The sequence below is a fragment of the Variovorax sp. FG153 genome (assembly GCF_057809595.1).
The window spans coordinates 23,007-41,011 of the sequence record NZ_JBMDKG010000068.1 but is presented as its reverse complement, the minus strand read 5'-3'; the positions used below and the strand labels follow the sequence as shown (position 1 = coordinate 41,011).

18 protein-coding genes are annotated in these 18,005 nt (G+C 70.1%); 6 read left to right on the top strand and 12 right to left on the bottom strand.

Annotated elements, in window-relative coordinates:
* The 5 genes from ACODT0_RS39635 to secA all read right to left on the bottom strand — a co-directional run.
* On the bottom strand, positions 1 to 214 hold a 214-nt coding region (locus tag ACODT0_RS39635), incomplete at its 3' end, for an acyltransferase family protein (RefSeq protein WP_489043822.1).
* 86 nt (positions 215 to 300) lie between these two features.
* Entirely contained in the window at positions 301 to 759 is a 459-nt protein-coding gene (locus ACODT0_RS39630; RefSeq protein ID WP_261214030.1) for an NUDIX domain-containing protein, read from the bottom strand.
* Positions 756 to 1,631: an ATP-binding protein gene (locus ACODT0_RS39625; protein WP_057592109.1), complete on the bottom strand. Its 876-nt coding sequence runs from the start codon at positions 1,629 to 1,631 to the stop codon at positions 756 to 758. The genes ACODT0_RS39630 and ACODT0_RS39625 overlap by 4 nt, the downstream gene beginning before the upstream one ends.
* 7 nt (positions 1,632 to 1,638) lie before the next feature.
* Positions 1,639 to 2,868, bottom strand: a complete 1,230-nt coding sequence (gene argJ / locus ACODT0_RS39620; RefSeq protein ID WP_413762464.1) for a bifunctional glutamate N-acetyltransferase/amino-acid acetyltransferase ArgJ — start codon at positions 2,866 to 2,868, stop codon at positions 1,639 to 1,641.
* 25 nt (positions 2,869 to 2,893) lie between these two features.
* The gene (secA, locus tag ACODT0_RS39615; protein WP_261214034.1) at positions 2,894 to 5,680 is read right to left on the bottom strand and encodes a preprotein translocase subunit SecA; all 2,787 of its coding nucleotides are present in this window, start codon (positions 5,678 to 5,680) and stop codon (positions 2,894 to 2,896) included.
* 221 nt (positions 5,681 to 5,901) lie between these two features.
* On the opposite strand from secA, the gene ACODT0_RS39610 reads away from it, so the two are divergent.
* From ACODT0_RS39610 to ACODT0_RS39600, 3 genes are all read left to right on the top strand, one after another.
* Positions 5,902 to 6,210, top strand: a complete 309-nt coding sequence (locus tag ACODT0_RS39610; RefSeq protein WP_057592112.1) for a hypothetical protein — start codon at positions 5,902 to 5,904, stop codon at positions 6,208 to 6,210.
* Between the two features lie 66 nt (positions 6,211 to 6,276).
* Positions 6,277 to 7,266 (top strand): ornithine cyclodeaminase family protein, encoded by a 990-nt coding sequence (locus tag ACODT0_RS39605; RefSeq protein ID WP_489043821.1) that lies wholly within the window; start codon positions 6,277 to 6,279, stop codon positions 7,264 to 7,266.
* A 23-nt stretch (positions 7,267 to 7,289) separates the two neighbouring features.
* Positions 7,290 to 8,432: a DSD1 family PLP-dependent enzyme gene (locus ACODT0_RS39600; RefSeq protein WP_489043820.1), complete on the top strand. Its 1,143-nt coding sequence runs from the start codon at positions 7,290 to 7,292 to the stop codon at positions 8,430 to 8,432.
* A gap of 36 nt (positions 8,433 to 8,468) precedes the next feature.
* Here the strand turns inward: ACODT0_RS39600 and ACODT0_RS39595 are convergent, their stop codons facing one another.
* Together ACODT0_RS39595 and ACODT0_RS39590 are read right to left on the bottom strand one after the other, a co-directional pair.
* Positions 8,469 to 9,611, bottom strand: coding sequence for a threonine synthase (locus ACODT0_RS39595; RefSeq protein WP_422096019.1), 1,143 nt, complete (start codon positions 9,609 to 9,611; stop codon positions 8,469 to 8,471).
* A gap of 32 nt (positions 9,612 to 9,643) precedes the next feature.
* Positions 9,644 to 10,552 carry an amino acid ABC transporter substrate-binding protein gene (locus ACODT0_RS39590; protein WP_057591409.1) on the bottom strand — a complete coding sequence of 303 codons (909 nt, stop codon included), beginning with the start codon at positions 10,550 to 10,552 and terminating at the stop codon, positions 9,644 to 9,646.
* A gap of 166 nt (positions 10,553 to 10,718) precedes the next feature.
* Between ACODT0_RS39590 and ACODT0_RS39585 the strand changes: the two genes are divergently transcribed.
* Positions 10,719 to 11,345: a helix-turn-helix transcriptional regulator gene (locus tag ACODT0_RS39585; RefSeq protein ID WP_093341052.1), complete on the top strand. Its 627-nt coding sequence runs from the start codon at positions 10,719 to 10,721 to the stop codon at positions 11,343 to 11,345.
* Positions 11,346 to 11,348: 3 nt separating this feature from the next.
* Here the strand turns inward: ACODT0_RS39585 and ACODT0_RS39580 are convergent, their stop codons facing one another.
* Together ACODT0_RS39580 and ACODT0_RS39575 are read right to left on the bottom strand one after the other, a co-directional pair.
* Entirely contained in the window at positions 11,349 to 12,326 is a 978-nt protein-coding gene (locus tag ACODT0_RS39580) for a Bug family tripartite tricarboxylate transporter substrate binding protein (protein WP_489043819.1), read from the bottom strand.
* A gap of 43 nt (positions 12,327 to 12,369) precedes the next feature.
* On the bottom strand, positions 12,370 to 13,575 hold the full coding sequence (locus tag ACODT0_RS39575) for a pyridoxal-phosphate dependent enzyme (protein WP_489043818.1): 1,206 nt from the start codon (positions 13,573 to 13,575) through the stop codon (positions 12,370 to 12,372).
* Positions 13,576 to 13,649: 74 nt separating this feature from the next.
* Between ACODT0_RS39575 and ACODT0_RS39570 the strand changes: the two genes are divergently transcribed.
* Positions 13,650 to 14,570, top strand: a complete 921-nt coding sequence (locus ACODT0_RS39570) for a LysR substrate-binding domain-containing protein (protein WP_057591406.1) — start codon at positions 13,650 to 13,652, stop codon at positions 14,568 to 14,570.
* A gap of 4 nt (positions 14,571 to 14,574) precedes the next feature.
* Here ACODT0_RS39570 and ACODT0_RS39565 read toward each other — a convergent pair whose 3' ends face one another.
* Entirely contained in the window at positions 14,575 to 15,441 is an 867-nt protein-coding gene (locus ACODT0_RS39565; protein ID WP_489043817.1) for an alpha/beta fold hydrolase, read from the bottom strand.
* 143 nt (positions 15,442 to 15,584) lie between these two features.
* Between ACODT0_RS39565 and ACODT0_RS39560 the strand changes: the two genes are divergently transcribed.
* Positions 15,585 to 16,217, top strand: coding sequence for a CGNR zinc finger domain-containing protein (locus ACODT0_RS39560; protein ID WP_057591404.1), 633 nt, complete (start codon positions 15,585 to 15,587; stop codon positions 16,215 to 16,217).
* Here ACODT0_RS39560 and ACODT0_RS39555 read toward each other — a convergent pair.
* Positions 16,204 to 16,905 (bottom strand): hypothetical protein, encoded by a 702-nt coding sequence (locus tag ACODT0_RS39555; protein WP_489043816.1) that lies wholly within the window; start codon positions 16,903 to 16,905, stop codon positions 16,204 to 16,206. The two genes, ACODT0_RS39560 and ACODT0_RS39555, sit on opposite strands and share 14 nt — an antisense overlap.
* A gap of 83 nt (positions 16,906 to 16,988) precedes the next feature.
* Entirely contained in the window at positions 16,989 to 18,005 is a 1,017-nt protein-coding gene (locus ACODT0_RS39550; protein ID WP_489043815.1) for a response regulator, read from the bottom strand.

Genomic DNA, 18,005 nt, shown 5'->3' with positions numbered 1-18,005 from the left:
GCACGCGCCGTGCGTAGAAGTCGCGGTAGCTGAAGTCGCCCGCGGCCTGGCTTTGAAGAATGATGGTCGTGATCAGGAAGCCCGAGATCACGAAGAAGAGGTCCACCCCCACGAAACCGCCGGGCAGCGCCTTCGGAAAGGCGTGGTACACCACCACCGAGGCCACGGCCACGGCACGCAGGCCATCGATGTCGGGGCGGTACTTGGGATGCATCCGTCTCTTGTTCGTTCTTCGCTCAGGCCCGCGGCGCGCGCCGCCGGGGTCCTGGGGGCGGCGCAGGCATCGCCACGCCGCGGCACTCAGGCCAGGGTCGATACGGCCTGGGCCGCCGACGCGGGCAGGCCGCGCTCCTGCACCAGCCATTCGAGCACTGGCAGCGCGCCGGGCAGCACCGGCGCCACGTCCAGCGGCAGGTGCTGCCAGGCCATCTGCTGGCCTTCGCGCATCTCGAAGTCGCCGTGCCAGGCCGTGACCTTGCACCAGTGCAGGCGCACCAGCGCATGCGGGTAGTCGTGCTCGGTCACCTTCCAGACCGTGGCGCCGTCGATGGTGATGCCGAGCTCTTCCTGCAGCTCGCGCCGCAACGCCTCCTCGACCGTCTCGCCGGCCTCGATCTTGCCGCCCGGAAACTCCCAGTAGCCCGCATAGGGCTTGCCGGGCGGACGGGTCGACAGCAGCAGCGCATCGTCGGCCGTGCGGATCAGCACGCCGACCGCGACCTCGGTGTGCTTGCGCGGCTGACCCGGCTCCGTGCTCATGCGCCGGCCCGTCCCGCGTAATCGCGCGCGAACTGGTAGGCCACGCGACCACTGCGCGAACCGCGCTCGAGCGCCCAGACCAGCGCCTCGGGCCGCGCGGCCTCGATCGCGGCGGCATCGACACCGAACGAGGACAGCCACTGGGCCACGATGGTGAGGTACTCGTTCTGGCTGAACGGGTAGAAGCTGACCCAGAGGCCGAAGCGCTCCGACAGCGAGATCTTCTCCTCGATCACCTCGCCCGGATGGACCTCGCCATCTTCGGTGTGGGTGTAGCTGAGGTTGTCCTTCATGTACTCGGGCAGCAGATGGCGCCGGTTGCTGGTCGCGTAGATCAGCACATTGGGCGTGGCCGCGGCGACCGAGCCGTCAAGGATCGACTTGAGCGCCTTGTAGCCCGGCTCGCCCTCGTCGAAGCTCAGGTCGTCGCTGAAGACGATGAACTTCTCGGGCCGCTGCGAGACCACCTCGACGATGTCGGGCAGGTCGGTGAGCTCGGCCTTGTCGACCTCGATCAGGCGCAGGCCCTGCGGCGCGTAGGCCTGCAGGCAGGCGCGGATCAGCGAGGACTTGCCGGTGCCGCGCGCGCCGGTCAGCAGCACGTTGTTGGCCGGCTTGCCCTCGACGAACTGGCGCGTGTTGCGCTCGATCTTGTCCTTCTGGACGTCGATTTCCTTGAGCGAATCGAGCGCCATCGCGGCCACGTGCCTGACCGGCTCGAGCACGCCATGGCCCGAGCTGCGGCGGCGGTAGCGCCAGGCAATGGAAGCGTTCCAGTCGGCCGGCTCGGCCAGCGGCTGGGGCAGGATCGATTCGATGCGGTTGATGAGCTGCTCGGCGCGCTCGATCAGTCTCTGGAACTGCTCGTTCATCGAAAAATCAGGACCTGTAGTCGGCGTTGATCGACACGTAGTCGTGGCTGAAGTCGCAGGTCCAGACGGTTTCGCTGGCATTGCCGCGGCCGAGGTTCACGCGCACCGTGATCTCGCTTTGCTTCATCACGCGCTGGCCGTCCTCCTCGCGGTAGGCCGGGTTGCGGCCGCCCTTGACCGCCACGTGCACGTCGTCGAGGAACAGGTCGATGCCGGTCTGGTCGAGGTCGGCGATGCCCGCGTAGCCCACGGCCGCGAGGATGCGGCCGAGGTTCGGGTCGCTGGCATAGAAGGCGGTCTTGACCAGCGGCGAATGCGCGATCGCATAGGCCACCTGGCGGCATTCGGCGGCATCGCGCCCGCCGTCGATCTGCACCGCGATGAACTTGGTCGCGCCTTCGCCGTCGCGCACGATGGCCTGCGCGAGCAGGCGCGCCACGTCCTGCATCGCGGCCACGAGCGCCTGACCCTCGGCCGAATCGAGCGAGGTGATGGTCGCGTGCGCGGCCTTCTGCGTGGCGATGACCACGAAGGAATCGTTGGTCGAGGTGTCGCCGTCGATGGTCACGCGGTTGAACGAAGCGTCGGCCAGTTGCTTGGCCAGCGGCTGGATCAGCGCCGGGTCGATCTTCGCGTCGGTGGCCATGAAGCCCAGCATGGTCGCCATGTTCGGGCGGATCATGCCGGCGCCCTTGCTGATGCCGGTGACGCTGACCGTGGCGCCGCCGATCCGCACCTGGCGGCTGAAGGCCTTGGGCACGGTGTCGGTGGTCATGATGCCTTCGGCGGCACGGGCCCAGTGGTTATCGGCGGCATCGGCCAGCGCGGCGGGCAGGCCGGCCTCGATGCGGTCGATCGGCAGCGGCTCCATGATCACGCCGGTCGAGAACGGCAGGATCTGCTCGGGCGCCAGGTCGAGCTGGCGCGCCAGCGCGATGCAGGTGGCGCGGGTGCGCGCCAGGCCGTCCTCGCCGGTGCCGGCGTTGGCATTGCCGGTGTTGATCAGCATCGCGCGGATGCCGTGGCCGGCCGCGAGGTGGTCGCGGCAGACCTGCACCGGCGCGGCGCAGAAGCGGTTCTGCGTGAACACGCCGCCGACCGCGGCGCCTTCGTCGATCAGCACGACCGTCAGGTCCTTGCGGTTGGCCTTGCGCACGCCCGCTTCGGCCACGCCGATGCGGACGCCGGGGACCGCGAACAAGGCGGCGGGATCGGGAGCGGACAGGTTCACGGGCATGGCGGTATCTCTTCGGAGTTGCGGGTCAGCTGAGTTTGCCGTGGCAATGTTTATATTTCTTGCCACTGCCGCAGGGGCACGGGTCGTTGCGGCCGACGCGCGCGAAGGCGGCCGCCTCGGCGCTCAGCGTGCCCAGGCCCGCGGCCGCGATGCGGCGCTGGCTTTCCTCGTCGACGCGCACCTCGACCTCGCCGGTCTCGGTGGGCGCCGAATAGGTGATGTTCGAGACGTTCTCGCCGCGGTTCTCCATCGCCTCGGCCGCCTGGTCGAGCTGCTCGCTCGACTGCACGCGCACCGTCATGAGCTGGCGCGTGACCTCGTTCTTGACCGAGTCGAGCAACTGGCCGAACAACTCGAAGGCCTCGCGCTTGTATTCCTGCTTGGGCTGCTTCTGCGCATAGCCGCGCAGGTGGATGCCCTGGCGCAGGTAGTCGAGCGAGGCCAGGTGCTCGCGCCAGTGGGTGTCGATGCTCTGCAGCAGCACCATGCGCTCGAACTGCGTGAAGTTCTCGGCGCCGATCAGCGCGACCTTGGCGTCGAAGGTCTCGTTGGCGGCCTGCACCACCTTCTCGACGATGTCCTCGTCGGAGATGGCCTCGGAGCCCTCGACGATCTTCGCGAGCGGCATGTCGATGCCCCACTCGTTGAACAGGGCCTGCTCGAGCGCCGGGATGTCCCACTGCTCTTCCACCGACTCGGCCGGCACGTACTGGCGCACCAGGTCGGTGAAGCAGCCTTCGCGCAGCGCCGCGATCTGGGCGCCGAGGTCGCCGGCGTCGAGGATGTCGTTGCGCTGCTGGTAGATCACCTTGCGCTGGTCGTTCGACACGTCGTCGTACTCGAGCAGCTGCTTGCGGATGTCGAAGTTGCGCGCCTCGACCTTGCGCTGCGCGCTCTCGATGCTGCGCGTGACGATGCCGGCCTCGATGGCTTCGCCGTCGGGCATCTTCAGGCGGTCCATGATCGCCTTCACGCGGTCGCCCGCGAAGATGCGCATCAGCGGATCGTCCAGGCTCAGGTAGAAGCGCGAGGAGCCCGGGTCGCCCTGGCGGCCCGAACGGCCGCGCAGCTGGTTGTCGATGCGGCGCGACTCGTGGCGCTCGGTGGCGATGATGCGCAGGCCGCCGAGCGACTTCACGAACTCGTGGTCGTTGTTCCACTCGGCGCGGATGTGCTCGATGTCGGCCTTCTTCGCGGCCTCGTCGCGGCCCTCGTCGGCCTCGACCGCCTCGATCATCTTCTCGATGTTGCCGCCCAGCACGATGTCGGTACCGCGGCCGGCCATGTTGGTCGCGATCGTGATCATCTTGGTGCGGCCGGCCTGCGCCACGATGTCGGCCTCGCGCGCATGCTGCTTGGCGTTGAGCACCTGGTGCGGCAGGCCCGCCTGCGTGAGCAGGCCGTCGATGATCTCGGAGTTCTCGATCGAGGAGGTGCCCACCAGCACCGGCTGGCCGCGCTCGTAGCACTCGCGGATGTCCTGGATCGCCGCCTCGTACTTCTCGCGCGTGGTCTTGTAGACGCGGTCGAGCTGGTCGTCGCGCTTGCTCACGCGGTTCGGCGGGATGATCATGGTTTCCAGGCCGTAGATCTCCTGGAATTCGTAGGCCTCGGTGTCGGCCGTGCCGGTCATGCCGGCGAGCTTGCCGTACAGGCGGAAGTAGTTCTGGAAGGTGATCGAGGCCAGGGTCTGGTTCTCGGCCTGGATCTCCACGCCTTCCTTGGCTTCCACGGCCTGGTGCAGGCCGTCGCTCCAGCGGCGCCCGGTCATCAGGCGGCCGGTGAACTCGTCGACGATCACCACCTCGCCCTGCTGCACCACGTAGTGCTGGTCGCGGTGGTAGAGGTGACGGGCACGCAGCGCCGCGTTCAGGTGGTGCATCAGCGTGATGTTGGCCGGGTCGTAGAGCGAGGCGCCCTCGGGCAGCAGCTTGAATTCGCCGAGGATGCGCTCGGCGTTCTCGTGGCCGTCCTCGGTCAGGAACACCTGGTGCGTCTTCTCGTCGACCGTGAAGTCGCCGGGCACCGTGACGCCCTCGCCGGTGCGCGGGTCGGCTTCGCCTTCCTGCTTCTTGAGCAGCGGCACCACCTTGTTGATCGCGAGGTACAGGTCGGTGTGGTCCTCGGCCTGGCCGCTGATGATCAGCGGCGTGCGGGCCTCGTCGATCAGGATCGAGTCCACCTCGTCGACGATCGCGTAGTTCAGCTTGCGCTGAACCCGGTCGCCGGGCTCGTAGACCATGTTGTCGCGCAGGTAGTCGAAGCCGTACTCGTTGTTGGTGCCGTAGGTGATGTCGCTGCCGTAGGCGGCCTGCTTCTCCTCGCGCGGCATCTGCGGCAGGTTGATGCCGACCGTGAGGCCGAGGAAGTTGTAGAGGCGGCCCATCCAGGTCGCGTCGCGGTTGGCCAGGTAGTCGTTGACCGTCACCACGTGCACGCCCTGGCCCGACAGCGCGTTCAGGTACACCGGCAGCGTGGCGGTCAGCGTCTTGCCTTCGCCGGTGCGCATTTCGGAGATCTTGCCGTTGTGCAGCGCCATGCCGCCGAGCAGCTGGACGTCGAAGTGGCGCATCTTCATCACGCGCTTGGAGCCCTCGCGCACGGTGGCGAAGGCTTCGGGCAGCAGGTCGTCGAGGCTCTCGCCCTTGGCGATGCGGTCCTTGAATTCCTGGGTCTTGGCGCGCAGCGCGTCGTCGCTCAGTTTTTCGAATTCGGGTTCGAGCGCGTTGATGCGCGCCACCGTCTTGCGGTACTGCTTGAGCAGCCGATCGTTGCGACTGCCGAAGATCTGGGTCAGGAAGTTGGTGGCCATGGGTGGAGGTGGGCGGGCACCTGACACGACAGGCACTGCGACCGGATTCCCTAAGATATGGTGAGAGCAGTTGGGCGCACCGCCTTCAAAAGCAAGCCTTCGAAGCCGGAAGCCCGTGCCGGTTATCGGGTAGTCGGGTTATCGGGTTTGAACGATTTTCCCGGCGGGACCGCCGGCAAGCCGGGCATTTTAGCTGTCTTGTTTCACCCACAGAATTACGAATGAATCGCCGTTCCACGCCCCCGTTCACGCTGCAGCAGGCGGCCGAGGATTCGCCCACGCTGGCGAGCCTGATCGCCCGTGCGCGCGACGCCGGCGACCGGCTGCGCGCGGTCGAGGAATTGATCCCGCCGCTGATGCGCCCCGCCATCCAGGCCGGCCCGGCCGAGGGCGACGAATGGTGCCTGCTGGTCAAGGGCAGCGCCGCGGCCGCCAAGCTGCGCCAGCTGGCACCGATGCTCGTGACCCGGCTGCGCAACCGCGGCTGGGAGATCCGCAGCATCCGCATCAAGGTACAGACCGGACGCTGAAGCCCGCGGCGGCCGGCCGCCTTCCTTGCATTTTACTTTTCGTCTGGAATTGGATAATATTTCCAGATGAATGAAGCTCCATCGTCGCCCGCCGACGCCTCGCTGCTGCTGCTCGACCGGCACCAGGTCGACGCCCTGCTCGCTCCCGAGGACGTGCTCGAGGCCGTGCGCGAGGCCTTCGTGCTGCACAGCGCGCGCGAGGGCCGGGTGTTTCCGGTGGTGCGCGAGCCGCTGGCCAGCGGCGGCGTGTTCGGCATCAAGTCGGGCGACGTGCCCGCGCAGGGGCTGCTCGGCTTCAAGGCCGCGGGCTTCTGGCCGGCCAACCGCGCGCGCGGCGGCGAGCCCCACCAGGCCACGATCCTGCTGATCGACCCGCTGACCGGCCGGCCGCAATGCCTGATCGACGGCAACGCGGTCACCACGCTGCGCACCGGCGCGGCCGGCGCGCTGGGCCTGCGCACGCTCGCGCGGCCCAACAGCACGCGCGCCTGCGTCTTCGGCACCGGCGTGCAGGCGCGGGTGCAGCTCGAGTTCGCGCTGCGCACCCTGCCCGCGCTGGCCGAGGTGCGCTATGTGAGCGCCCGCGGCGGGCGCGACGCCAACTTCGAGGCCGCCTTCGCCGCGCGCTGCGCGATAGCGCCGGCGGCCGACCGCCACGAGGCCGTGGCCCACAGCGACCTCGTGATCACCGCCACGCCCGGCGCCGGCGCGCTGTTCGACCTGGAGGCCGTGCAACCCGGCACCCATCTGAACTGCGTGGGCGCCGACACGCGCGGCAAGCGCGAGCTGCCCGACGGCCTGCTGCCGCGCGTGCGCCTCGTCGTCGACGACCGCGTGCAGGCACGGCAGATCGGCGAGACCCAGTGGGCACCCGACACCGCCAGCATCGAACTCGGCGACCTGCTCTCGGGCCGCGCGGCCTTCGAACGCGCCGCCGACGACATCACCGTGTTCGACATGACCGGCCTCGCGCTGCAGGACCTGACCGTGGCGCGCATGCTGCAGCGGCGCGCGGCCGCGACCGGCACCGGCACGCGCATCGCCTGGCCCTGGTAATTCCCTCCTCGTCCCTCCCCGCCATGACCACCACCCCCTCCCTCGCCGAGCTCGACACCCCCGCCGCCCTGATCGACCTGCCGCGCATGCAGCGCAACATCGCGCGCATGCAAGAGCGCATGGACGCGCTGGGCGTGCGCTTCCGCCCGCACGTGAAGACCAGCAAGTGCACGCCGGTCGCACGGGCGCAGCTCGCGGCGGGCGCGCAGGGCATCACGGTCTCCACGCTCAAGGAGGCGGCGCAGTTCCATGCCGACGGCATCGACGACATCCTCTACGCGGTGGGCATGGCCGCGGCCAAGCTGCCGCAGGCGCTCGCGCTGCGGCGCGCGGGCTGCCGGCTGAAGATCATCACGGACAGCCTGGCCTCGGCCCGCGCCATCGCCGATTTCGGCCGCGCGCAGGGCGAGGCCTTCGAGGTGCTGATCGAGATCGACACCGACGGCCACCGCTCGGGCATCAAGCCCGGCGAGGCCGCGCTGCTCGAGGTCGGGCGCGTGCTGCATGAGGGCGGCATGCGGCTCGCGGGCGTGCTCACGCATGCGGGCTCGAGCTACGAGCTCGACACGCCCGAGGCGCTCGCGGCCATGGCCGAGCAGGAGCGCGCGGGCTGCGTGCAGGCCGCCGAGCGGCTGCGCGCGGCCGGCCTGCCCTGCGCGGTGGTCAGCGTGGGCTCCACGCCCACCGCGCTGTCGGCCGCGCGGCTCGACGGCGTGACCGAGGTGCGCGCCGGCGTCTACGTGTTCTTCGACCTCGTGATGCACAACATCGGCGTCTGCGCGCCCGAGGACATCGCGCTGAGCGTGCTGGCCACCGTCATCGGCCACCAGGCCGAGAAGGGCTGGGCCATCCTCGACGCGGGCTGGATGGCGATGAGCCGCGACCGCGGCACTGCGAAGCAGAAGCACGACTTCGGCTACGGCCAGGCCTGCGACCTCGAGGGCCGCGTGATCGAAGGCTATGTGCTGAGCGGCGCGAACCAGGAGCACGGCATCCTGTCGCTGGCGGACGGCACGGCCGCGGACATCGTCGAACGCTTCCCGATCGGCACGCGGCTGCGCATCCTGCCCAACCATGCCTGCGCGACCGGTGCCCAGTTCCCCGAATACCAGGCACTCGCGCAGGACGGCAGCCTGCGCGCCTGGCCGCGCCTGCACGGCTGGTAAAGCGAGCGCCCCGCTGCGCGCGGGGCGCCCGGTCGATCAGCCGACCGCCCCCGCAAACAGCTCGGTCATGAACTGCGTCGACTTGAGACCGGTGCCGGTCAGCAGCACCACCGTCTTCTCGCCCGCGCGGATCTCGCCGCGCTGCTCCAGCAGTTCGATGGCGGCAGCGGCCGACGAAGAGGTCGGCTCGGCATAGAGCCCCGTCGCCGCCAGCCGCCGCACGGCCGCCGCGATCTGTTCCTCGGTCAGCGCCACCGTGCCGCCGCGCGTCTCGCGCAGCGCCTGCAGGATCTCGCGCAGCCGCACCGGCCGCTTGATCGCCGTGCCCTCGGCGATGGTCGGCGCCACCGCGCGCTCGACCAGCGTCTCGACACCGGCCGTGAAGCTCGCATCGATCGGCGAGCAGTTCAGCGGCTGCGCGACGAAGATGCGCGGCAGCCGGCGGATCTGCCCGGCCGCCAGCAGCTCCTGGAAGCCGATGTGGCAACCCAGCACGTTGCTGCCCGCGCCGGCCGGAATGATCACGTTGTCGGGCGCCTCGAAGCCCAGGTCCTCCCAGAGCTCGTAGGCCAGCGTCTTCGTGCCCTGCAGAAAGAACGGGTGCCAGTTGTGGCTCGCGTAGAAGATCTCGGAGGACTGGCGCACCGCCTCTTCCTCGGAAGCCTCGCGCGGGCCGGGCACGAGCTGCACCTCGGCGCCGAAGGCGCGGATCTGCGCCACCTTGGGCGCGGGCGTGTAGGCGGGCGCGAGCACCTTCACGCGCAGGCCCGCCGCGGCACCGGAGGCGGCGATCGCGGCGCCGCCATTGCCCGAGCTGTCCTCGAGCACCGCGTCGACGCCGATCTGGCGCAGGAAGGACATCATCACGGCCGCGCCGCGGTCCTTGAAGCTGCAGGTCGGGTTGAACCACTCGAGCTTGAAGAAGGGCTCGAGCCCGCCCCAGCGCTTCTGCACGAGCGGCGTGCAGCCCTCGCCCAGGCTCGCGGGCTGCTCGATCGCCACCGGCAGCGCCGCGCGGTAGCGCCACAGCGAGCGCACGCGCGTGTCGATGTCGTCGCGCGAGATGCCGGGCAGCGGCGTGATCATCATCGGATGGCCGTCGTCGGAGCGCCAGCGGCGCTCGAGCAGGCCGTGGGTGCGGCCGGTGCGGGGGTCGATGTAGTGCGGGGTGTTCGGCATGGATCGGGTCCTTCGTTGCTTGATGAATGGATTCAGCGGGCCTGGTAGGCCTCGGAGGGGTTGTCGTTCGGCGCCGCGATCGCCTGGCGCAGCGCGGCGCTCATCGGCAGGTTCAGCGCCGCGTTGCGCGGCGGGATCGGCTGCACGAACCACTTGTCGTAGAGCTTCGCGAGCTCGCCGTCGGCCATCAGCCGGCGCAGCTGGGCATCGACCGCGGCCTTGAAGGCCGGGTCGTCGCGCCGCAGCATGATCGCGATCGGCTCCACCGCGAAGGTCTCGCCCGCGATGCGGAAGTCGCCCGGCGTGCGCGCGCTCGCGATGTTGCCCGCGAGGATGTTGTCGTCGTCGATCCAGGCGTCGGCGCGGCCGGTCTGCAGCATGAGGAAGCTGTCGCCCGTGTCCTTGCCGTAAACCTCCTGGAACTCGACGCCGGCCGCCTTCTTGTGCAGCCGCGCGGTCTTCACCGCGCTCGAGCCCGAGGTCACGACCACCGTCCTGCCCTGCAGCTGCGCGATCGAGGCGATGCCCGACTTCGCGGCCACCGCGAGCCGCACCTCGGTGACGTAGGTGGTGAGCGCGAACGCCACCTCCTTCTGGCGCGCCGCGTTGTTGGTGGTGGTGCCGCACTCGAGGTCGACCGTGCCGTTGCGCACCAGCGGAATGCGGTTCGACGAGGTCACGGGCTGATAGTCGATGGCCAGCGCGGGCAGCCGCTGCGCCTCGCGCAGGCCGGCGATCACGCGCTCGCAGAGCTCGACGTGGTAGCCGGTGTAGCGGCCCGCGCCGAGCGCATAGGACAGCGGCGCGCCCGAGTCGCGCACGCCCATCGCGATGCGGCCGCTGTCGGCGAGCTTGCGCAGGGTGTCGGCCGAGGCCGGGCCGGCACCGGCGGCCAGCAGCGAGAGGACGAGGACAGGGAACGCCAGACGGATCTTCTTCATGGGTTTCTCCGAGCAGAGAAAGAAAAGAGGGAAGTCGGCGCGCCGCCCGCGAAGGCGGCCGCCGGAGGGCACCGCGGTTCCAGACAATATATCCATTAATGTACTTTTTGTACAGTTTTGACGCGCGGTTTGGATGCTTCGTCCAGACCTGGATACATTCACCCGCATGAAGAAGAAGTCCGACAAGCACCTGCTCGAGATGCTCGACCACATCGCCGAGGGCCTGGGCCAGACCTTCGCGCCCTTCTGCGAGGTGGTGGTGCACGACCTGCGCAATCCCGAGAACGCGATCCATGCGATCGAGAACGGCCTGAGCGGCCGGCAGGTCGGCCAGTCGGTCACCGAGCTCGGGCTCGCGCGCATCCGCGATCCCGAATTCCCGGCCGTGATCGCGAACTACGCCAATGCCTTTCCCGACGGCCGCAAGGTCAAGAGCACCTCGATCGGCATCAAGGACGAGCACGGCGAGTACGTGGCCGCGCTGTGCCTGAACGTGGACCTGACCCTGTTCCAGAGCTTCCAGAGCGCGATGTCTCAGTTCACGCGCATCGACGACAGCGAGGTGCGCGAGCACCTCGAGCCGGGCAGCGGCCAGTCCGAGCGCATCCATGCGCGCATCGACGCCTTCGCGGCCGCGCGCGCGACCACGCCGCGCTCGCTCAAGCCGGCCGACCGCAAGCAGCTGGTGCAGGAACTCAAGAAGGAAGGCTTTCTCGAGATCCGCCGCGGCGCCGAGATCGCGGCCGCGCACATGGGCGTGTCGCGCGCCACCGTCTACAGCGACGCCCGCTAGAAGCTACTGCGGCTGCAGCCCGATCTCGCGCGCCACGCGCTGCCAGCGCTCGGCCTCGGCGCGCATGAAGGCACGCAGCTCGCCGGTGGTCGAGCCGCGCAGCTGCACGCCGAGCGCCGACATGCGCTCCTTCACCGAGGCATGGGCCAGCGCCGCGACGGCTTCGGCGCGCAGCTTCTCGACCACCTCGAGCGGCGTGGTGGCGGGTGCGACCAGCGCCCACCACTGGTCGATCTCCATGCCCGCGAGGCCGCTCTCGGCGAGCGCGGGCACGCCCTGCAGGCCCGGAATATCCACGCGCTTCGCGCTCGCCACCAGCAGCGGCCGGATGCGGCGCGCGCTCACCAGGCTCGAGCCGCTGGCCAGGGTCGCGAAATGGCCGGCCACCGTGCCCGCGGCCACGTCGGTGAGCGCGGGCGCCGAGCCGCGGTACGGGACCATGTTGAAACGGATCCTCGAGCGCTGCGCCAGCAGCTCGCCCGCGAGATGGCTCACGGTGCCCGCGCCGCTGTGCGCGATCGCGGGCGGCGCGGCGCTCGCGGCGGCCGTCTTCATGAAGCTGCGGAAGTCCTTGCTGCCCTCGTCCATGCCCGCGAACAGCACCAGCGGCGAGGTGCCGATCATGGTCACCGGCGCGAAGTCGCGCAGCAGGTCGTAGGGCAGCTTCGCGGTCACGGCCGGCGCGATGGCATGCGGCAGCTCGACGATGACCAGCGTGTAGCCGTCGGGTGGCGCCTTGGCGGCGGCATCGGTACCGATCTGGCCGGCCGCACCCGGCCGGTTGTCGACGATCACCGACTGGCCCAGCGTCTGGCTCATGCGCTGCGCCATGGCGCGCGCGATGGCATCGGTGCTGCCGCCCGCGGCCCAGGGCACGACCAGCTTCACGGGCCGGTCGGGAAAGGCGCCCGCCCGGGCGTTGCCGGTGGCGCCCAGCAGGGCGCCTGCCGATGAAACGGCAAGGAAGGTACGTCGGCGCATCGCGTGCTCCGTGAACGAGGGACGAAGGAAGAAAGAACCGGTCTCAGACCGACGGATCGGGCCAGCTCGGATCGCAGGCGGCGCTCGCGGTCAGCATCAGCACCACGTGCGCATCGGCCGCCACCAGGCCGTTGTCGCGCAACTGCCGCAGCGCGCCCAGGCCCGCGGCCGCGCAGAGTTCGGCGCTCACGCCGGCGGCCGTCAGCAGCCGGCGCGCGGCGCGCGCCTCGTCGTCGCTGACCACCACCGCGCCGCCCGCGGTGGCGGTGGCGGCCTGCCATTGCAGGTAGGTGACGGTGGCGCCCGCGGTCGAGAACTGCGCCGTGTGGCCCGGGTAGCTGCCGTTGACGGCACCGCCCGCGAGCACGCGCGACAGCCGCGGGAACGGCTCCACCAGCCACAGCCGCGGCAGCCGCGCGATGCGCCCGGCCGCCAGCAGGTCGCGAAAGCCCGCGTAGATGCCCCAGGCCAGGTCGCCGCGCGCGGTCGGCACCACGATGTGGTCGGGCAGGCCACCCTCGGCCAGGCATTCGGCCGCGATCGGTTTGTAGCCCTCGATCGCGAGCGGCGCGCTGCCCAGCGCGGGCAGCCGGTAGTTGGTGAGCGCGAAGTAGCCCGGGTGCTGCGCGCGCTCGCGCACGAAGGCCCAGCGGCCCGCGTTGTCGGAGAAGGCGTAGCGCCGCGCGCCGAGCGCGTCGAGCTGGCGCGCGTAGGCCGCCGGCAGGCCCTCGTAGCCCGCGACCTCGCAGGACAGGCCCGCGGCCCAGGCATAGTGGGCCGCCGAGACCGCGGCATTGCCCGAGGAGGCCAGCACCAGCGTGTGGGCGCCGGCTTCCAGCGCCTGCGCCACGCCGACGGCGGTCATGCGGTCCTTGTGCGAGCCGGTCGGGTTGACCGATTCGTCCTTGAGCGCCAGCCGCGCCACGCCGAGGCGCTGCGTCAGTTCGGGCAGTTCGCGCAGCGGCGTGCTGCCTTCGCCGAGCGTGAAGCCCGGCAGGTAGGGCATCGGGAGGCCGGCGTCGGTGCCCGGCAGGTAGCTGGCCCGCAGGCCGATGTGCATGCCCATGCTGCGGCAGGCCGGGCAGCCTTCGTTGAGCGAGGTCACCGGATAGAGCGTCTCGCAGCGCAGGCACTGGAGGCCGCGCAGTTGCGGGTTGCGCAACGGCCGCGCGGCATCGGCCGCGAGGGCCTCGTCCGCGGCGTCGGAGGAAAGGTCGGCGGGCAAGATGTCGAGCGCTTGGAGTGTCATGGCGGGCCGAATCTTATGCGTTCGGAAATAAAATCAGAATGCCCAAAATACTCAACCGATAACGGAACTTATCGATGCGATTTGCGGAGATCGAGACTTTCCGGGCGCTGATGCGCAGCAGTTCCACGCGCAAGGCCGCGGCGCTGCTGCATGTGACGCAACCGGCGATCAGCCAGTCGCTCAAGCGGCTCGAGACGCAGGCGGGCATGCAGCTGTTCCAGCGCACCGGCGGGCGGCTGGTGCCCACACCCGAGGCGCGTGCGCTGTGGGTGGAGGTGGAGCGCGTGTTCATCGGCATGGACGCGATCGAGCACCGGGTGCGCAGCCTGCGCGACTTCGGCACCAACCAGCTCGAGCTCAGCTGCTATCCGGCCTTCGGCCTGGGCTTCATGCCGCGCGCGCTCGAGCGCTTCAAGGCACACCGCGGCGCGAGCGCCTGGCCGCAGGTGTCGCTGCAGGTGCTGAGTTCCAAGGACGTGCGCGACCGGGTCTCGATGGGCATCTCCGACTTCGGCCTGATGGCCGACGAGCTCTCGCTCGAGGGCCTCGAGCATTCGACCTTCGCGCATTTCCCGGGCGTGGTCGTGATGCCGCAGGGCCATGCGCTCGCGCGCTTCAGGAGCATCGAGCCCGAGCAGCTGGTGGAGGCGCCCTTCCTCGCGCTCAACCCCGAGGACCCCTCGCACCGCCGGCTCGAGGCCGCGCTGGCGCAGAAGAGCCTGGCGCTGCGCATGGTGGTGCAGACGCCCTACGCCGCCAGCGTCTGCGAGATGGCGCTGCGCGGGCTCGGCGTGGGCCTGGTCAATCCGATCACCGCGCTCGACTACGCCGAGCGCGGCCTGGTCGCGCGCAAGCTGTCGGTCGACATCTTCTTCGCCTGCATCCTCGCGCTGCCGGCCGGCAAGGTGCTGTCGTCGACCGCGCGCGACTTCCTCTCGGTGATGCGCCAGCAACTGGCCGACGACGAGAAGCGGATGCAACGCTACCTGCGCTGAGCCTTCAGCCCTTGGCCGGCAGCCGGCCCAGCAGTTCGCCGATCGCCGCGCCGATCTCCGCCGCATGCGTCTCGAGCGCGAAGTGGCCGGTGTCGAGGAAGCGCACCTGCGCGTTCGGGTTGTCGGTCTTGAAGGCCTCGGCGCCCGGCGGCAGGAAGAAGGGATCGTTGCGGCCCCAGATCGCGAGGAAGGGCGGGCGGTGGATGCGGAAGTAGTCGTGGAACTTCGGATACAGCGCCAGGTTGCTCGCGTAGTCGAGGAACAGGTCGAGCTGGATCTCGATGTTGTCGGGCCGCTGCATCAGCGCCCAGTCGAGTTCCCAGGCCTCGGGCGCCACCTGCAGCGGATCGGGCGTGCCGTGCACGTACTGCCAGCGCGTGGCCTCGTGCGTGAGCTGGGCCGCGCGCACGGCCTCGCGGTTGGCGGCGTTCGGCTCGCGCCAATAGGTGCGCAGCACGCTCCAGCCCTCGCTCAGGCCCTGCTCGTAGGCATTGCCGTTCTGCGACACGATCGCGCTCACCCGCTCGGGCCGCGACAGCGCGAGCCGGAAGCCCACGGGCGCGCCGTAGTCGAACACGTAGAGCGCGTAGCGATGCAGCCCGAGCGCGTCGGTGAAGCCTTCGATCACCTTGGCGAGGTTGTCGAAGCTGTACGCGAAGGCCGGCCGCGCGGGCGACTCGGTGAAGCCGAAGCCCGGCAGGTCGGGCGCGACGATGTGGAAGCGGTCCGCCAGCAGCGGGATCAGGTTGCGGAACATGTGCGACGAGCTCGGGAAGCCGTGCAGCAGCAGCAAGGTGGGTCGCGAGCGATCGCCGGCCTCGCGATAGAAGACCTTGTGCGCGCCGACGGCGACGGTGTGGAAACGAACCATGGGAAGACTCCTGCAAGCCGATGGCGGCGCCCGGGGACTCCCGGGCTTGAATAACCTGCTAACGACGTTTTTAAAGGTTATTCACGGTCGGGTAACCTGTCAATCTATTTTTTGACGGTTATCATCGCGCCAGGAGTTTCGCCATGACCACCACCGCCGCCCCCATGCCCGCGCCCTTCGTCGGCGACCATCTCGCGCTCGATTTCGTCAACAGCACTGCCACGCCCGACGGCGTGCGGGTCGAATGGCTGGCCGATGGCGCGGCGCTGCTGCAATGGCTGCTGGCGGCGAAGCTGATCGCGCCGGCCGATGCCGAGCGGCTGCGGGCCGCCAAGGGCGGCGTGGCCGCGCTCGATGCGGTGGCGCAACGCGCGCGCGAACTGCGCGACGGTTTCCGGCACTTCGCCGAACGCCATGCGGGCCGGCCGCTCGACACGGAGGCGGCGGCCGAGCTCGGGGCCCTGAACCGCCTGCTCGCGCAGGACAGCAGCCATGTGGAGGTCGCGGCCGACCCCGAGGGCGGCGGCCTGCGGCTGCGCCGCGTCGAGCCCTTCTCGGCGCCCGGTCAGCTGCTGCAGCCGATCGCGCGCGCCATGGCCGCGCTGCTGTGCGACGAGCGTTTCGAATGGGTGCGCGCCTGCGAAGGCCACGCCTGCACGCTGATGTTCCTGGACCGCACCAAGACCCACTCGCGCCGCTGGTGCAGCATGGCCTCGTGCGGCAACCGCGCGAAGGCGGCCGCGCACCGGGCGCGGCGCAACCTCACTTCCAGCTGAACTCGTGGTTCAGGCCGATCACGACCCCGCGCACGCCCTGCGGCCCGGTCCGTGAGGCGCTGAGGTCGAGGCTGATCAACGGCGTGAGGTTGACCCGCGCCCCCACGCGCGAGGTCCACAGCCGCGAGACCCGGCTGCGCTCGGCGATCAGCGACAGCGTGTCGTTGAGCGCCCACTCGCAGGCGAGGCCACCGCGCGCCGTGCGCTGACCGGTGCCGGGCGCCCAGTCGGCGCCGAGGTTGGCGTGGATCTGCAGCTCCGGCGTAGGGCGCCAGCTGACCGGCACCACGAGCTGCCCGCCCGTGCGGCCGCCGGTGCGGAAATCCGACACCGTGCCGGCCGAGATCGCGGCGCTCCAGGTGGCATCGGGCGCCGGGCCGAAGAAATTCCACTTGATCTGCGGCCCGCCGGTGACCGTGCGCACGCCCAGCGTCGACAGCCGGTCGAGGTTGAAGCCCAGCTCCACGGGACCGATGCGGCAGGCCGGGCCCAGGTGGAAGCCGATGACCGGCTCGGGGCCGGTGCGGCCCCACCAGGTCTCGTACTGGCACTGGCCCGGATCGAGGGTGGCGGCATCGTCGATGTCGAAATGGCCGGCCGCGTGCGCGCCCGCGCCGGCCCACAGGCCGCAGGCGGCCAGCAGCCATCGGATGCGCATCCCTCTGGTGGCGTGTTCCTTGTTCTTCATCGCGAGCGTTCCGGTGAACCGGCGCGCGATTCTAGGCAGGCGGAAAGTCGGCGGCGTGACGCCGCCGCCCGAACGCTGGAACGCTAGATCTCGAACTGCGGCTGCAGCTCGCGGATGCGCTTGATCGCCACGCCGGCCGCGGCCGTGCGCGTCTCCACGCCGAGCTTCACGTAGACGCGCTCGAGGTGCTTCTTGGCCGTGGCCGGGCTGCTGCCGAGGATCTCGCCGATGTCCTTGTTGGTCTTGCCCTTGACCACCCAGTAGAGCACCTCGGCCTCGCGCGCCGTGAGCTTGAGGCTCAGGCTCATGGCCTCGATCACGGCGGTGTCGGACACCTCGCGCATGATGATCATCCACTCGTCGCCGTCGTCGTCGTGCCCGGTCTGCTGGTGCAGCCGCAGCGTGAGGCTGCTGGCGCCCTGCGCGATCGACAGCGCCGGCGGCTCCACGCCGCGCTGGCGCGCCGCCGGCGCATGGCTGCGCAGCCAGTCGAGCACGGCGGCCGGGGTCTCGGGCGCGCGCGTCTCGCAGTAGCGCTGCAGCAGGTCGCGCGCCAGCGCCGTCTGCCAGATCAGCCGGCCCTCGGGCAGCCGCACCGTGATGCTCGCGTAGCCGAAGGCGTCGAGCGCGTTGCGCGCCTGGCCGGCCTGGCGCGCCACCTGGCGCGCGCGCCGGGCGCCCTGCAGGTGCACGTTCATGCGCGCCAGCACCTCCTTGGGCTTGATCGGCTTGGTCACGTAGTCCACGCCGCCGGCCTCGAGCGCGGCCACCAGGTGCTCGGTCTCGGTCAGGCCGGTCATGAAGACGATCGGAATGTGCGACGTCATCCCGTCGGCCTTGAGCCGGCGCGCGACCTCGAAGCCGTCGATGCCCGGCATCATCGCGTCGAGCAGCACGATGTCGGGCCGCGCCTGCGCGGCGCGCTGCAAGGCCTGCTCGCCGTTGGTGGCGATCAGCACCGTGTAGCCCGACTCGTCGAGCGCGTCGTGCAGTACCGCGAGGTTGTCGGGCACGTCGTCCACGATCAGCACCAGGTCGCTGTTGGCGCTCTTGTCGCGCAGCGACTGCGCGAGCGGCACGGGTTCGGCGGGTGTGTTCAT

Excerpts from the sequence above, each read along its gene's own strand:
- ACODT0_RS39630 (WP_261214030.1), bottom strand. The coding sequence starts at position 759 with ATGAGCACGGAGCCGGGTCAGCCGCGCAAGCACACCGAGGTCGCGGTC.
- ACODT0_RS39625 (WP_057592109.1), bottom strand. The coding sequence starts at position 1,631 with ATGAACGAGCAGTTCCAGAGACTGATCGAGCGCGCCGAGCAGCTCATC.
- argJ (WP_413762464.1), bottom strand. The coding sequence starts at position 2,868 with ATGCCCGTGAACCTGTCCGCTCCCGATCCCGCCGCCTTGTTCGCGGTC.
- secA (WP_261214034.1), bottom strand. The coding sequence starts at position 5,680 with ATGGCCACCAACTTCCTGACCCAGATCTTCGGCAGTCGCAACGATCGG.
- ACODT0_RS39610 (WP_057592112.1), top strand. The coding sequence starts at position 5,902 with ATGAATCGCCGTTCCACGCCCCCGTTCACGCTGCAGCAGGCGGCCGAG.
- ACODT0_RS39605 (WP_489043821.1), top strand. The coding sequence starts at position 6,277 with ATGAATGAAGCTCCATCGTCGCCCGCCGACGCCTCGCTGCTGCTGCTC.
- ACODT0_RS39600 (WP_489043820.1), top strand. The coding sequence starts at position 7,290 with ATGACCACCACCCCCTCCCTCGCCGAGCTCGACACCCCCGCCGCCCTG.
- ACODT0_RS39595 (WP_422096019.1), bottom strand. The coding sequence starts at position 9,611 with ATGCCGAACACCCCGCACTACATCGACCCCCGCACCGGCCGCACCCAC.
- ACODT0_RS39590 (WP_057591409.1), bottom strand. The coding sequence starts at position 10,552 with ATGAAGAAGATCCGTCTGGCGTTCCCTGTCCTCGTCCTCTCGCTGCTG.
- ACODT0_RS39585 (WP_093341052.1), top strand. The coding sequence starts at position 10,719 with ATGAAGAAGAAGTCCGACAAGCACCTGCTCGAGATGCTCGACCACATC.
- ACODT0_RS39580 (WP_489043819.1), bottom strand. The coding sequence starts at position 12,326 with ATGCGCCGACGTACCTTCCTTGCCGTTTCATCGGCAGGCGCCCTGCTG.
- ACODT0_RS39575 (WP_489043818.1), bottom strand. The coding sequence starts at position 13,575 with ATGACACTCCAAGCGCTCGACATCTTGCCCGCCGACCTTTCCTCCGAC.
- ACODT0_RS39570 (WP_057591406.1), top strand. The coding sequence starts at position 13,650 with ATGCGATTTGCGGAGATCGAGACTTTCCGGGCGCTGATGCGCAGCAGT.
- ACODT0_RS39565 (WP_489043817.1), bottom strand. The coding sequence starts at position 15,441 with ATGGTTCGTTTCCACACCGTCGCCGTCGGCGCGCACAAGGTCTTCTAT.
- ACODT0_RS39560 (WP_057591404.1), top strand. The coding sequence starts at position 15,585 with ATGACCACCACCGCCGCCCCCATGCCCGCGCCCTTCGTCGGCGACCAT.
- ACODT0_RS39555 (WP_489043816.1), bottom strand. The coding sequence starts at position 16,905 with ATGAAGAACAAGGAACACGCCACCAGAGGGATGCGCATCCGATGGCTG.
- ACODT0_RS39550 (WP_489043815.1), bottom strand. The coding sequence starts at position 18,005 with ATGAACACACCCGCCGAACCCGTGCCGCTCGCGCAGTCGCTGCGCGAC.